The organism is Providencia manganoxydans, from assembly GCF_016618195.1.
Taxonomy (GTDB): domain Bacteria; phylum Pseudomonadota; class Gammaproteobacteria; order Enterobacterales; family Enterobacteriaceae; genus Providencia; species Providencia manganoxydans.
This window is the reverse complement of record NZ_CP067099.1, coordinates 2,166,107-2,180,172: the sequence shown is the minus strand read 5'-3', so window position 1 is coordinate 2,180,172 and position 14,066 is coordinate 2,166,107. Positions and strand designations below refer to the sequence as shown.

General features: G+C 39.7%; 12 protein-coding genes and 1 tRNA gene. 7 read left to right on the top strand and 6 right to left on the bottom strand.

The window, feature by feature from the left end; genetic code table 11:
* Window positions 1-91: 91 nt before the first annotated feature.
* The 3 genes from JI723_RS09695 (at window position 92) to JI723_RS09685 (ending at window position 1,865) form a co-directional block, all read left to right on the top strand.
* Window positions 92-571, top strand: a complete 480-nt coding sequence (locus tag JI723_RS09695) for a YchJ family protein (RefSeq protein WP_272580096.1) — start codon at window positions 92-94, stop codon at window positions 569-571.
* Window positions 572-793: 222 nt separating this feature from the next.
* The gene (gene purU / locus JI723_RS09690) at window positions 794-1,642 is read left to right on the top strand and encodes a formyltetrahydrofolate deformylase (protein WP_070928185.1); all 849 of its coding nucleotides are present in this window, start codon (window positions 794-796) and stop codon (window positions 1,640-1,642) included.
* 138 nt (window positions 1,643-1,780) lie between these two features.
* Window positions 1,781-1,865 (top strand) — tRNA-Tyr (locus JI723_RS09685).
* Window position 1,866: 1 nt separating this feature from the next.
* On the opposite strand, the gene JI723_RS09680 is transcribed toward JI723_RS09685, so the two are convergent.
* Complete coding sequence (locus JI723_RS09680) at window positions 1,867-2,742, bottom strand: LysR family transcriptional regulator (RefSeq protein WP_070928469.1); 876 nt, start codon at window positions 2,740-2,742, stop codon at window positions 1,867-1,869.
* Window positions 2,743-3,197: 455 nt separating this feature from the next.
* On the opposite strand from JI723_RS09680, the gene xthA reads away from it, so the two are divergent.
* On the top strand, window positions 3,198-4,019 hold the full coding sequence (gene xthA / locus JI723_RS09675; RefSeq protein ID WP_319066406.1) for an exodeoxyribonuclease III: 822 nt from the start codon (window positions 3,198-3,200) through the stop codon (window positions 4,017-4,019).
* Window positions 4,020-4,074: 55 nt separating this feature from the next.
* Here the strand turns inward: xthA and JI723_RS09670 are convergent, their stop codons facing one another.
* From JI723_RS09670 to JI723_RS09660, 3 genes are read right to left on the bottom strand one after another with little or no spacing between them, the layout of a single operon-like run.
* Window positions 4,075-6,006 (bottom strand): DNA topoisomerase III, encoded by a 1,932-nt coding sequence (locus JI723_RS09670; protein ID WP_272580095.1) that lies wholly within the window; start codon window positions 6,004-6,006, stop codon window positions 4,075-4,077.
* A 3-nt stretch (window positions 6,007-6,009) separates the two neighbouring features.
* Window positions 6,010-7,050 (bottom strand): selenide, water dikinase SelD, encoded by a 1,041-nt coding sequence (gene selD / locus JI723_RS09665; RefSeq protein WP_272580094.1) that lies wholly within the window; start codon window positions 7,048-7,050, stop codon window positions 6,010-6,012.
* A gap of 14 nt (window positions 7,051-7,064) precedes the next feature.
* Entirely contained in the window at window positions 7,065-7,616 is a 552-nt protein-coding gene (locus tag JI723_RS09660; RefSeq protein WP_070928192.1) for an NAD(P)H nitroreductase, read from the bottom strand.
* Between the two features lie 310 nt (window positions 7,617-7,926).
* Between JI723_RS09660 and sppA the strand changes: the two genes are divergently transcribed.
* The 3 genes from sppA (at window position 7,927) to pncA (ending at window position 11,634) form a co-directional block, all read left to right on the top strand.
* Window positions 7,927-9,786 carry a signal peptide peptidase SppA gene (sppA, locus tag JI723_RS09655; protein WP_319066407.1) on the top strand — a complete coding sequence of 620 codons (1,860 nt, stop codon included), beginning with the start codon at window positions 7,927-7,929 and terminating at the stop codon, window positions 9,784-9,786.
* A gap of 185 nt (window positions 9,787-9,971) precedes the next feature.
* A complete protein-coding gene (gene ansA / locus JI723_RS09650) occupies window positions 9,972-10,991 on the top strand; it encodes an asparaginase (protein ID WP_070928196.1) in 1,020 nt (339 codons plus the stop codon).
* Window positions 10,978-11,634, top strand: coding sequence for a bifunctional nicotinamidase/pyrazinamidase (gene pncA, locus JI723_RS09645; RefSeq protein ID WP_070928199.1), 657 nt, complete (start codon window positions 10,978-10,980; stop codon window positions 11,632-11,634). Before ansA ends, pncA begins: the two co-directional genes overlap by 14 nt.
* A gap of 47 nt (window positions 11,635-11,681) precedes the next feature.
* Here pncA and JI723_RS09640 read toward each other — a convergent pair whose 3' ends face one another.
* Entirely contained in the window at window positions 11,682-11,936 is a 255-nt protein-coding gene (locus JI723_RS09640) for a bacteriocin immunity protein (protein ID WP_272580092.1), read from the bottom strand.
* 8 nt (window positions 11,937-11,944) lie between these two features.
* Window positions 11,945-13,777 (bottom strand): colicin-like bacteriocin tRNase domain-containing protein, encoded by a 1,833-nt coding sequence (locus tag JI723_RS09635; protein WP_337979949.1) that lies wholly within the window; start codon window positions 13,775-13,777, stop codon window positions 11,945-11,947.
* Window positions 13,778-14,066 lie beyond the last annotated feature (289 nt).

Here is a 14,066-nt window from a genome sequence, read left to right as displayed (position 1 = left end):
AATACTATTATTCATATGACAAAATCATTGTACTTTCATTTTTAAAGTATAGTTATTTTTATACCTTATATTTATTTTTATAGAGAAAAAGATGGATCATCATCAAGAAACTCCCTGTTTTTGTGGTAATCAAGTACCTTTCAGCCACTGCTGTCAACCTTATCTCGACAATCAAGCTATTCCTGAAACGCCTGAGCAGCTAATGCGTTCCCGTTATACCGCCTATGTAGTACATGATGCCGATTACCTTATTGCCACATGGCACCCTGAGTGTCACGCAAATGAATGGCGAAATGATATTCTACAAAGTTTTACTCAAACCAAATGGTTACCACTTCGTGTTATTAGTTCTTCTTATGCTAAAAATCCCGATGAAGGCTATGTGCAATTTTCAACTTGCTTTATTGATGAAAAAGCCGATCATAAGCAGCTTATTCATGAGCGTTCCCGTTTTCTTCGCATAGAAAAACGTTGGTATTACATAGATGGCATTACCCCTAAAACAAGCCGTAATGATCTATGTCCATGTGGTTCCGGCAATAAATTTAAAAAATGCTGTAACAATGATTAATGGTTATGTTTTACCCATGATAACGGAAATGCACAGTATATTGATTACCTATACATTGATATCATTCAAATCACTGTTTGATGCGCGCTATACTCTATAATTCAAGGTGTAACTACGCAGCCTGTGAATAAGCGTAGTCACCATACCTCAATGAAAAGTGCTGCAACTTGAAGTGTGACGAGTATCAGTATAGGCATTGTCAGTTAAGGATTAGACAGCCCCATGCAACAAAAAAATGTACAAAAAAAGATCCTTCGCACTATTTGCCCTGATGCGAAAGGACTTATCGCAAAAATCACCAATATTTGTTACAAACACCAATTGAATATCGTGCAAAATAATGAATTTGTTGATCATCGTACGGGTCGTTTTTTTATGAGAACCGAACTCGAAGGAATATTTAACGATGAAACTTTGCTTGCAGATCTTGATGATGCACTCCCAGCAGGCTCTAAACGTGAATTAAATTCATCAGGCCGCCGCCGTATCGTGATAATGGTAACCAAAGAAGCACATTGCTTAGGTGACCTTCTAATGAAAAGTACTTATGATGGCTTAGATGTCGAAATCGCTGCCGTTATCGGTAATCATGATACCCTCAAACATTTAGTCGAACAATTTGGCATTCCTTTTCATCATATTAGCCATGAAGGCCTGACACGCGAGCAGCATGATGAAAAAATGACAGCACAAATCGACCAGTATCAACCTGATTATGTTGTTCTTGCTAAATATATGCGTGTATTAACGCCTGCGTTTGTACAGCATTATCCAAACCAAATTATTAATATCCATCATTCATTTTTACCTGCTTTCATTGGTGCCCGTCCATACCACCAAGCATATGAACGGGGCGTTAAAATTATTGGTGCAACAGCGCACTTTGTTAATGACAATCTTGATGAAGGCCCAATTATTACGCAAAACGTCATTAATGTTGACCATACCTTTACTGCTGACGACATGATGCGAGCAGGCCGAGATGTAGAAAAAAATGTACTCAGTCATGCACTTTATTGGGTATTAGCTCAACGCGTTTTTGTTTACGGAAACCGGACTATTATCCTGTAACACAAATATCTGCTGTTTAACTATGCACTGAGCGCAAAAAAACAGCATTCAAACAAATTTTAAAAATTAATACTTTACAGGGGCGCCTCATTTGATATGATGCCGCCCGCTGTCAACGAACACAGCAATTCAAAATCTGGTGGGATACCCAAGCGGCCAAAGGGAGCAGACTGTAAATCTGCCGTCACAGACTTCGAAGGTTCGAATCCTTCTCCCACCACCATTCAAGATTGATTTCCTCCTAATGTATCAATAATATCCGTAAAACGATTCAACACACTTGAGTGCGATTTCGACTTATAGACAAAACAACAACTCTCATCGATGATCGAATTCAAGGGTATATAATTAAGTGATTTATCATTAAGATCATTTTCTGGGTAGTAGTCAATAATCCCAATAAAATCACCAATTTGTAGAAAATTTTGGCAGCTACCAATATTATCCATTTGCCTTATACTGGCTTTATTACCTTCCAATTCTGTCTTAGCAAGTAATTCACTCATTAAACTACTCTTATAAAATGCAGGATCGCACAACCATGTACAGTTTCTTAATAGTTCCATAATATTATTTTGGTACTTATCATATAATTCGCTACGACAATAAACACCTAATGATGCATTTTCTATTTTTCTTTGCAGTGAAAACCTTTCACTAATAACGGGTTGAGAACTTAATATTACCGTATTACCATCATAGTCGACTATTTCATCGACTTCCTCATAATTAAATCTCAATATATTAATTTGAACATTATTTTTATTAGCAGCCTGATAAAGATTAACTAAAAAGTTTTCCTTACCCCAGTCATAATAAATGTTAGCTTCATTGACAATATATCCTGTAAAATGTTTTTTAGTTATTTCCTTCTCCTGCAAGTAAAGATCGCGCAAATCATTATATAACTCTTGGCCATCTTTAGTTAAAGTCATGCCAAATTTTTCTCTTTTAAATAATCGCTTACCTAGGCTTGTTTCGAAGTCTTTAATCGACTTGGCAATGGGTGGCGTAGTGCGGTTCATCACCCTAGCAGCCTTACTCAATGAGCCATTTTCAACCACCGCCATAAATGCCTCTAATTTTCTTGAAAAGAACATATCTATGACCCCATTCTGTTTATTAAACATGCAGGATTCAACATTATTAACCATTAAAAACAATACGTTGAATAGCCCATTATTTGACATATCGATGAAAAATTTAATTTAACTTTTCATTGAATGAGTAACAATATTTCATAAAAGTATTTTTATATTTTCCAACATGGCAAAGCAATATATTATACTGTTTCATTTCATTATTTTTTATGGCTCGACTATTAAATCACATTAAATATAAATCACCAATTGGAAATCGATGAACATATTTTTCATTAATTGTATAACTAATAATCTTATTTAAATTTCGGAATAAAACATTAATATTATAATTAGAAATGTAAATATTCAGTTATGATAATTCAATCGCTGGTTAAATAGTTATTAAATAGTTACAGTCTAGCTATCATCTGTTAGAATCAACGAGTTCAGAAAAATCTATTAGGTGATAAAACATGAAATTTATCTCGTTCAATATTAATGGCCTACGTGCTCGTCCACATCAGTTGGCTGCTATCATTGATAAACATCAGCCAGAAGTGATTGGTCTTCAGGAAACCAAGGTTCATGATGACATGTTTCCTTACGATGAGGTGAGTAAACTCGGCTATCATGTCTTTTATCACGGTCAAAAAGCACACTATGGGGTTGCACTATTAACTAAAAATCAACCCGTTGCAGTTCGTAAAGGTTTTCCTACTGATGAGGAAGATGCCCAACGTCGAATTATTATGGCTGATATCGAAACCAGTAATGGTTTACTCACCGTCGTCAATGGCTACTTCCCTCAAGGTGAAAGCCGTGACCATCCAATAAAATTTCCAGCTAAACAAAAGTTTTATCAAGATCTACAAAACTACATAACCTCAACTCAAACACCTGATTCGCAACTACTGATCATGGGCGATATGAATATTAGCCCAAGTGATCTTGATATCGGTATTGGTGAGGTTAACCGTAAACGCTGGTTAAAAACGGGGAAATGTTCGTTTTTACCTGAGGAACGCGAGTGGATGGATAGGCTACTCAACTGGGGATTAGTCGATACCTATCGCACGATGAATCCAGAGGTTGATGATTGCTATTCATGGTTTGATTATCGTTCTAAAGGGTTTGATGATAACCGTGGCCTACGCATAGACTTGCTATTAGCCTCAGCGGCACTGTCGCAACATTGCATTGGCACAGGTATAGATTATGACATTCGTGGAATGGAAAAACCTTCAGATCACGCCCCTGTCTGGGCTGAATTTGATTTAACCAAAACTGCTCCCTAAATAAGTCGCAGGAACTCGATAGGAGGTTGCTTTCCTCCTATCATTTAAAATGTGACTATTGATTATTACTTGGCTGAGCCTTTTTCTTTGATTTGGCAGACTTTTTGTCGCCTTTGCTTTTCGTCACAGGGGGGAGTTCTCTAAAAGCACGCAGGTTAGTAAACTGGCGAGCTTGATGGATCAATTGAGTTAATGTCGCACTAAGTGGGTTCATAAAATCATCATAACGAGTTTGTTTTTCACTAATTTGCGTCAAAATCGATTCCCAATGTGCCGTCATATCCGGTAATGTTGCCATATCTGGTAGCACATGAATTAGTGCTCTACCGGCTGGTGATGAGTGAATATAACGTCCTTTTTTGAATAAAAACTGACGCTTAAACAATAAATCAATAATCCCTGCACGTGTCGCCTCAGTGCCTAATCCATCTGTTTCACGGAGTACTTTTTTTAAAGCTTTATCTTGAACAAATCTCGCGATACCCGTCATTGCTGATAACAATGTTGCATCTGTAAAAGGCCTTGGTGGCTGAGTTTGCTTTTCAATCACTTCACCTTTTTCACAAAGTAACTCATCACCTTTTGCAACAATAGGGAGCGGTGTACCATCATTTTCGGCATCACGTTCTTTATTGCCTAATACGACCCTCCAACCAGCTTCAGCTAAAAAACGTGCTTTAGCAATAAATTTACCCTTCTCGATTTCCAATTCAATAGTACATTTACGATAAACGGCATCCGACATAAATTGAATAATGTATTGACGAGCAACTAATTGATAAATATTCGCTTCATTTTCAGTAAGCTTTACTGAAACCGCTTTTGCCGTTGGAATTATCGCATGGTGTGCATCCACTTTTTTGTCATCCCAACAACGGTTCTTTTTATCTAATTCAGGTAGTTCAAATTGCGTTAAATCAGGTTGATGAACTGAAATCGCATTCAAAACAGAATGACGCCCAGCAAAATGTTCATCAGGTAAATAGCGGCTATCTGAACGCGGGTAAGTAATCAATTTATGGGTTTCATATAAACGCTGACAAATATCCAGCACTTCTTGAGCGCTTAAGCCATATTTTTTTGCCGCTTCAATTTGTAATGCTGAAAGAGAAAACGGCAAAGGTGCGATTTCAGATTCGCGTTTATCTTGATATTGCGTAACAAATGCAGGTTTCCCTGTAATACGTGATACCACATGTTCAGCCAGAGGGCGATGAAACAAACGCCCTTCTTCATCTTGATAATCAATACAGGAATCACTCGGCTGCCAAATCGCTACAAAACGCTCTTCTTGTGGCGTGATGATATGCGCTCGTACTTCAAAATAATCTTTTGGTACAAAATTTTCGATATCTTCATCACGGCGAACAACCAAACCTAATACTGGCGTTTGTACCCGACCAACTGAAAGAACGCCTTGGTAACCGCCTCGTTGTCCTAATAAGGTATAGGCACGAGTCATATTAATGCCATACAACCAATCGGCTCGCGCTCGCGCTAATGCTGAAACGCATAATGGGATAAATTCGCGGTTTTCACGTAAACGTTCGATCGCTCTTTCAACAGCTTGAGGGTTGAGATCATTAATTAAACAACGTTTAACTTGCTTTCTTTTTTCACCTTCAAGGTTTAAAAAATCGAGAACTTCATCTACCAATAATTGCCCTTCTCTATCAGGGTCCCCAGCGTGTACGATCTCTGTTGCCTGTTTGAGAAGGGTATCAATGGTTTTAAGTTGTTTAGTTACTGCGGAACGTGGTTTTAACAACCATTTTTCAGGGATAATAGGAAGATCCTGTAAATTCCAGCGTGCATATCGAGGTTCATAAGCATCAGGCTCCGCTTGCTCAAGCAAGTGCCCGATACACCATGTGACCATTTGGTCAGCACCACATTGGATAAAGCCATCCCCCCTTTTGTGAGGTTTAGGCAGCACATCCGCAATTGCCCGCGCAAGGCTAGGCTTTTCCGCAATAAACAAACGCATGAATTAATCTATCACTTCAATTAAAGGTACATTGTCCCGATGGGGTAATAATTTACCGATAGACTGTAACAAAACACCTTGCTGATGTGCAATGTCTTTAATTTTAGCTACTTCAGAAGGTTCTACTGCGATCAATAGCCCACCCGATGTCTGAGGATCACATAATAGCTTACGCTGAGCATCACTCATTGGCCCAATCAGGTGCCCATAACTATCAAAATTACGCTGAGTGCCGCCAGGAACACAACCAGTCTCGATATAGTGTTCTACATTCGCCAGTTTAGGAACTTGATTGAAATAGATTTCAGCGCGTACTTGAGAACCTTCGCAAATTTCACTCAAATGTCCCAATAAACCAAATCCAGTGACATCAGTCATCGCTGTCACACCCGCTAATGGTGCAATCACCGCACCTAATTTATTCAGCTGGCACATAGTTTCAGCGGCTAAATTCTGATGCTCTTGCGCCAATACACCTTTTTTCTCTGCGGTTGTGAGTACACCAATACCTAGCGGTTTAGTTAAAAATAATTCACAACCTGCTGTTGCTGCACTATTTTTTTTCACATATTCAGTATTAACAACACCCGTCACCGCTAGTCCAAAAATAGGTTCTGGCGCATCAATCGAGTGTCCACCTGCCAATGATATTCCAGCATCCGCACACGCTGCTCGTCCACCTTCTATCACCTCTCTGGCAACCTCAGGGGGTAATTTAGCAATTGGCCATCCTAAAATGGCGATAGCCATAATCGGTTTACCGCCCATCGCAAAAATATCACTGATCGCATTTGTTGCGGCAATACGCCCAAACTCATACGGTGAATCAACGATTGGCATAAAGAAATCTGTGGTACTAATGATACCGATACCGTTCCCTAGATCATAAACAGCAGCATCATCTTTAGTTTCATTGCCAACTAACAAATGTGGATCATGAAATTTAGCTTGTTCTGAATGCAAAATTTGCTCTAACACTTTTGGCGCAATTTTACAGCCACAACCAGCACCGTGACTGTATTGTGTTAATCTAATTTTTTCCATAACAATTGGCCTTATTAAAAGTGAGAAACGAAGTTTTGCATGTCTGGCATTTGCACTTTCGTTGGCGCTTTTAGTTCTGGAGTTCCTAAATAAAGGAAGCCCACAATATGATCGTTTGGTTCACATCCTAAACCCTCACGGACAATTTCATCTTCTGTCCATGAGCCTGAGCGCCAAATTCCACCAAACCCTTGTGCGACTGCTGCCATTTGCATGGCTTGTACAGTACAACCTGCCGCTACAATTTGCTCCCACTCTGGAACTTTAGGATGATTTTGTGTTTTTGCGATAACCGTTATAATTAGCGGCGCTCTAAACGGTGCATTACGTGCTTTTTCTTCAACTTCAGCCCCTAACTTGCCTTCCTTTGCTGCCTTCTCAAGTAACTGACTAAAGCGATTTAACCCTTCACCTTGCATAACCACAAAGTGCCAAGGACGCAATGCGCCATGATCAGGTGCACGCATACCCGCAGCCAAAATATTCTGCAATTCATCACCTTGTGGTGCGGGAGTTGTTAGCCGTGAAGCTGAACGACGGTTCAATAAAAGGGTTAAAGCATCCATATTCATCTCCGATTCAGAGTAAACTGATATGATAGTCATTCAAACAAGCAATCATTATCACTCTAATTTAATGATCACGTGCTAATAAAGTTTGCAGCGGAACCCAGTTTGTCATTCAGCTACCGGCCAACATCATGGGCTCTACTTGATTAATTGATTGAATTATATCATCTATATGTTTTGAAAAATATCATCACGATATTGTACAACGCTCTAAATCGCTTTGTTATGCATAAAAATATCATTCAATTGCAGACAACTGTTTTTATTTCATTAAGATATCAGTGCAAATTCGTGTGTTGGAGAAAATATGCGTCAAATATGGGAGATCATCGCCACTGTCTTTAAATTTAGCTGGCGAATACTAAATTTTATTCGGGAACTGGTATTCAATACCATTTTCTTAGTACTGTGCTTTTTAGTCATTGGTTCGATAGCATTATATCAATCCGAATCAAAACCTGATCCAAATTACTTTGGTGCACTTTATGTTGATTTACAAGGTGTTGTCGTTGATCAAGTTTCAACACCAGATCCCTTTGGTCGTATGAGCCGTGAACTGTTAGGCACGCCAAACAGTCGTATGCAAGAAAACGCCTTGTTCGATATTGTGGATACCATCCGCAACGCAGCAACCGATGATCGCATCACAGGTATGGTACTCCGCTTAGATAATCTTGTCGGCGCAGATCAACCTTCTCTTAATTTTATTGGTAAGGCAATTGCTGATTTCAAGAGCTCGGGAAAACCAATTTACGCCGTTGGTGATGGTTATACCCAGTCTCAATATTACTTAGCAAGCTATGCTGATCAGATTTTTATGGCGCCACAAGGAATGGTCGGTATCCAAGGTTTTTCTACTAATACACTTTATTACAAATCACTGTTAGAAAAACTGAAAGTAAGTAGCCATATTTTCCGTGTTGGTACCTACAAATCAGCGGTAGAACCACTGATGCGTGACAACATGTCCCCAGAAGCTCGAGAGGCAACCAAACAATGGCTAAACGCACTATGGGATAACTACCTTAATACACTCGCGCAAAATCGTAAAACTAATGTTCAAGGGATCTTCCCCGGTTCTGATACATTAATCAGTAAGCTTCGGGCCGCAGGTGGAGATAGCGCACAATACGCTTTAAACCAAAAATTGGTTGATAAAATTTATACCCGTGAACAAGCTGAAAATGTGCTTAAAAAGCAATTTGGTTGGAATAAAGATGATAAACATTTCAACTATATCAGCATTTATGATTACTCTGGAAAACTAACCAATATTGGCACAGAAACACCGGCAGGTAATATCGCTGTCATCGTTGTGCAAGGTGCGATAATGGATGGCCCTCAAGCACCGGGGATCGCAAGTGGCGATCTTATCAGCACACAAATTCGTGATGCTCGCCTTGATCCGAATATCAAAGCCATTATTTTACGCGTCAATAGCCCTGGTGGTAGCGTAACCGCTTCGGAATTAATTCGTAGTGAACTTGCTTCAGCTAAAGCGGCGGGTAAACCCGTTGTCGTTTCTATGGGAGGTATGGCTGCCTCTGGCGGTTATTGGGTTTCAACCCCTGCCGATTACATTATTGCTAGCCCAAGTACGATAACGGGTTCGATCGGTATTTTTGGTGTGATCAATACGTTTGAAAATGCCTTGGACTCTGTCGGTGTATACACTGATGGCGTTTCGACAACCTCTCTTGCAGATATTTCTGTGACAAAAGGAATTAGCTCTGAGTTTTCCGATATGATGCAAGTCACCATTGAAAATGGTTATAAAAACTTTATTAATTTAGTGGCTAAATCACGACATAAAACCCCCGAAGAGATTGATGCTATCGCTCAAGGCCGTGTTTGGATAGGCAGTGATGCGAAAAAAATTGGTTTAGTTGATCAGTTAGGCGATTTTGATGATGCGGTAAATAAAGCAGCTGAACTCGCTAAACTCGATTCTGTTGAGCTAGATTGGATGCAGCCTGAGTTGACCTTTATGGATCAACTAATTTTAGAGATTAGTAATAATGCACAGGCCGTTATGCCTGATATGTTACAAGTTTTTCTGCCGCCATCGGTTGCAACCGATATCCGCCAGCAAGCTCAGTTTTTCTTAAAAATGAATGATCCACAAAATCGATATGCGTTTTGTTTAAACTGCGCTGAAATTAACTAACCTTTCAACCCCTTTAGTTTAACTAAAGGGGTTCCAACGTTTTATCATCAGTCAATGCCACTTAAACAGTAGATAACCACAATTAAATCGTTCAAAATTGTTATAACATCAAATGAAGTCAGCATTAACAATCATCCATATGATTATTAACTGCTAATCCAGTACCGACTAAGCTAGGTAATGAAATGCAGAAGAAATCGATTTACGTTGTGTATACCGGAGGAACTATCGGTATGCGCCACTCCCCCCAAGGCTACATTCCTGTTTCAGGACACTTGCAAGCACAGCTAGCTAAAATGCCTGAATTCCACAGACCAGAAATGCCTGCATTTACGATTAGGGAACACCAGCCTTTAATTGACTCTTCTGATATTACCCCAGAAGATTGGCAAATTATCGCTGACGATATTAGTGCTAATTATGATAGCTATGATGGTTTTGTTATTTTGCATGGCACCGATACCATGGCTTATACCGCCTCAGCATTATCATTTATGTTAGAAAACTTACGTAAACCCGTTATTGTGACAGGGTCACAAATACCCTTAGAAGCATTACGTTCAGATGGGCAAACCAACTTACTAAATGCCTTATATTTAGCCGCTAATTATCCGATTAATGAAGTTGGCTTATTTTTTAATAATAAATTGTATCGGGGCAATCGTACTGTCAAAGCGCATGCAGATGGCTTCGATGCATTTACATCGCCTAACTGCTCTCCTTTAATGGAAGCTGGGATCCATATACGTACTTTTAATACATGCCCTGCACCTATTGGTATTGGTTCTTTGATCACTCATCGCATCACACCGCAACCCATTGGTGTTGTCATGCTTTACCCAGGCTTATCCATTGAGATTGTGCGTAATATTCTTCAACAACCTGTTAAAGCACTAATTTTACGTTCATATGGTGTAGGAAATGCGCCTCAGCAGCCTGAATTACTAAAAATCCTCCACGATGCAACAAACCGAGGTATTATTGTGGTAAATCTGACTCAGTGCATTTCGGGTCGTGTAAATATGGAAGGTTATGCGACAGGTCATGCCCTCGCTGAGGCAGGTGTCATTAGTGGGTTTGATATGACATTTGAAGCAGCATTGAGCAAATTACATTATTTACTTAGTCAAAATTATACACCGGCACATGTTCGGGAATTAATGCAAAATAATCTAAGAGGCGAACTCAGCTATGCCGATGAATAAGCAAAGCGAGGATTTGGTTAAATCCGCGTTACTTTTAGTAGACTTACAAAATGATTTCTGTACTGGTGGTGCACTTGCCGTTGCAGATAGTGACATTGTAATACAGACAGCAAACAAAGCCATAGAGCTTTGCCAAAAGCAAAATATTCCCATTATTGCCAGTCAAGATTGGCACCCTGCGAACCACCTCAGCTTTGCCAGTAATTCAGGCACTCAAGTGGGGGATATTGGTAAATTAAATGGAATTGCGCAAGTTTGGTGGCCAGATCACTGTGTACAAGGAGAGTATGGCGCTGAATTTCATCCTGAATTAAATCGAGACGCGATTGTTGAGGTATTTACGAAAGGTGAGAACCCACAAGTTGATAGCTATAGTGCGTTTTTTGATAATGATAAAATTAGCCAAACTCGGTTACATACTTGGCTACAACAGCAACAAATTACCCAGTTATTTATTATGGGAATAGCCACCGACTATTGCGTCAAATTTACAGTCATGGATGCACTAAAGTTAGGCTACAACGTCGATGTCCTGATTGATGGTTGCCGTGGTGTCAATCTATCAGCCATGGACAGTGAACTCGCTTTAGCTGAAATGTCACAAAAAGGCGCTACTTTACTGACGACGGATTCTTTGCAATAAATAAAACCACCCAAATACACATTGGGTGGTTAGCTTTATATACAAAGTTAACCTACTTTAAAACCTGGTTTCCCTTGCTGCGCTCGCCATTCTTTCACTTCTTGAACAACCCCTTCAGGGGTATCTGGCCTATTTTTATTTGGGTAATAAATCAAATCGGAGCCAGAGGGATGTTCACTAAGCCTTTTAAATTCAAGAAGAGTAGCGATATCCTCTTCTTCCGTTGTATTCTCAACATTAAATAATTTTCGGACAAAAATAATAAACTCTGCTTCTGTATAATCACTAATACTATTTTTCATTACCTTCATTATCCTTTTTTATGAATTCCAATATGTCTTTTTGGCGTTACAACCCGTAAATTATCTATACCATATACTTCTCCTCCCTGAGCTATCGGCTCTTCATGGTGTAACTCAAATTTGACTCGCCCGCCAACCTGTTCCTCTTCAACAGGAACTGGAGCTTTACCTTTTTTTATATTGCCCTTATTCGCATCACAAAACTGATCAAATAACTCAGGATCTTTCGACACCTCTTCCCAAAATGCTTTTCTAAACTTATCAAAGGTTTTAAATTTTTTCCCGCGTAGTTTTTCAGCGATCTGTTCTGGGATTGGAACACCATTACCTTTATTTGCATCTTCTAGCCACTGTTCGCCAACCGCCTCTCCATTTCCAGTAACTGTTCCTTCTTCTCTGCGCTTATTTTCCTTAGCAACTTTATCTTCTGCTGCCGCGGTTTTATCTTCCGCGTCTTTGACTTCAGCTTCCGCAAGCGCCAATATTTTTTCAGCATCATCAATAAGTTTTATTGAACGCAGAAAACGTTGGTGCAGCTCATCATACAGCTCAATCAGCTTATCACGTACAGCTAGCGCTACACGTCGTCCCCCTTCCGTGGGAGCTTCAATATTATTAACCTCTAAAACGTCTGCAACATAACGAGTAGCACCATGCTGCATTAAAAAAGCTAAATTTGTCGGCGAATCAATAATCGCATTGAGATGCAACAACACGCTGCCGTCACGATAACTTGAACCTAATCCACTGATCCAATCATCAAAACGAATTTCTAACGGATGTCGCTGTGGATCGGTAAAAGCTAACGCTTCGGAGGTATTCTGTAATGCCTGTAATTGTCGTTGACGTAACCCTAAATTAGCTCTTGCCGAAGAGAGCTGGCTTTGTGCTGCTGCCAGCTCTCGTTCTGCGGCTTCGATGGGATGAGTGTCTAAAAACTCCTCATCGCGCCTTTTGGCTTCTTCAACTTCGAGCGCTAGTTGCTGAGATGTATTTTGTTTAGAGATGGAAAGATAAATTGGCGCATGCTCATCACCAAAATCAACGATATGGTGGGTCGTTTGCGCTACAGGGCTAGGTAATAGTGAAACAGGCAACGCACTTTCAATAATAGCAGGGGAGCTGGCTAATCCTCTAGGTTCCCTCATATCAACATAGACTTGCAATGGTGGTTGATTAGGAACAGCAGCAACAGAATAAACGCTCGTACGGCGAGTTCTTGTCGCTTTAACGACAGAAACTTTACGGTCGGTTTTAGTCAATGCAGTGACTTTCTGTTCTGTTACTGGATCAATAACAGGCTCAGCAATGACCTTTGCTGTAACTTCCTGTAATTGAGCTATTGAACTAATTGGAGTATCCGTCACAAGGCTTGCAGGAAGCGCTGTCACACTATAGGTTTTGTCCTGCAAATTTTGTCTAGCAACAATATCGGCTAACTGTCGCTGATGTTCTGCAAAATAAGGGTCAATATTGTCTGGCGCAACGGGGGTGGGATAAATTGCAGAAATCGTAAATCCTACAGCTCGAGCAGCTATTGGTGCTGAATTAATCACCTTTGCAACCAATTGAGCTAATGGTGTAGGTGTAGAACGAACGGCACTTACTGTGACACCCCATGTTCCTTCCACTACAGCAATGGTGACAGGGAGTAGAATAAGTGGGTTAATAATGGCTTGTTTTTCAGGTGTTTGGCTAAAATTTACAGAACGTGAGTGAGAGCTGCCACGACTCCCCCCCGAATCCCCTCGCCCTTCTGGACCTGTTCCTCTTCCATTGTTGTCATCACTATCGGGGCTTGCTGATACGCTCATGCTGTCATGAGAATCATTATTTGCCATAAAATATCCTTATTTATTAGCAAGATTAAAAGGACTGTTTATCGAAACAGCCCTTTTATGCTATCTTTATGGCAAAACCTGATAAATAATATTAATTATCAATAACTAAGGAGTTTTATTAGATTAAATTACAGGTGAAATGAATATAAATTAAGCCAAACACAGAACTTAAAAATGCGTTTAGTACCCTATATTCTATTGGTGATTAAAAACCATTGGGGAAGCTATTTGTAAGAAAGGAAATAAATTAAACAAGCTAAAAATCGGTTATTTAAACCGAAGTATTAGA

Excerpts from the sequence above, each read along its gene's own strand:
- JI723_RS09695 (WP_272580096.1), top strand. The coding sequence starts at position 92 with ATGGATCATCATCAAGAAACTCCCTGTTTTTGTGGTAATCAAGTACCT.
- JI723_RS09660 (WP_070928192.1), bottom strand. The coding sequence starts at position 7,616 with ATGGATGCTTTAACCCTTTTATTGAACCGTCGTTCAGCTTCACGGCTA.
- JI723_RS09635 (WP_337979949.1), bottom strand. The coding sequence starts at position 13,777 with ATGGCAAATAATGATTCTCATGACAGCATGAGCGTATCAGCAAGCCCC.
- JI723_RS09640 (WP_272580092.1), bottom strand. The coding sequence starts at position 11,936 with ATGAAAAATAGTATTAGTGATTATACAGAAGCAGAGTTTATTATTTTT.
- JI723_RS09670 (WP_272580095.1), bottom strand. The coding sequence starts at position 6,006 with ATGCGTTTGTTTATTGCGGAAAAGCCTAGCCTTGCGCGGGCAATTGCG.
- purU (WP_070928185.1), top strand. The coding sequence starts at position 794 with ATGCAACAAAAAAATGTACAAAAAAAGATCCTTCGCACTATTTGCCCT.
- JI723_RS09680 (WP_070928469.1), bottom strand. The coding sequence starts at position 2,742 with ATGTTCTTTTCAAGAAAATTAGAGGCATTTATGGCGGTGGTTGAAAAT.
- xthA (WP_319066406.1), top strand. The coding sequence starts at position 3,198 with ATGAAATTTATCTCGTTCAATATTAATGGCCTACGTGCTCGTCCACAT.
- pncA (WP_070928199.1), top strand. The coding sequence starts at position 10,978 with ATGCCGATGAATAAGCAAAGCGAGGATTTGGTTAAATCCGCGTTACTT.
- selD (WP_272580094.1), bottom strand. The coding sequence starts at position 7,050 with ATGGAAAAAATTAGATTAACACAATACAGTCACGGTGCTGGTTGTGGC.
- ansA (WP_070928196.1), top strand. The coding sequence starts at position 9,972 with ATGCAGAAGAAATCGATTTACGTTGTGTATACCGGAGGAACTATCGGT.
- sppA (WP_319066407.1), top strand. The coding sequence starts at position 7,927 with ATGCGTCAAATATGGGAGATCATCGCCACTGTCTTTAAATTTAGCTGG.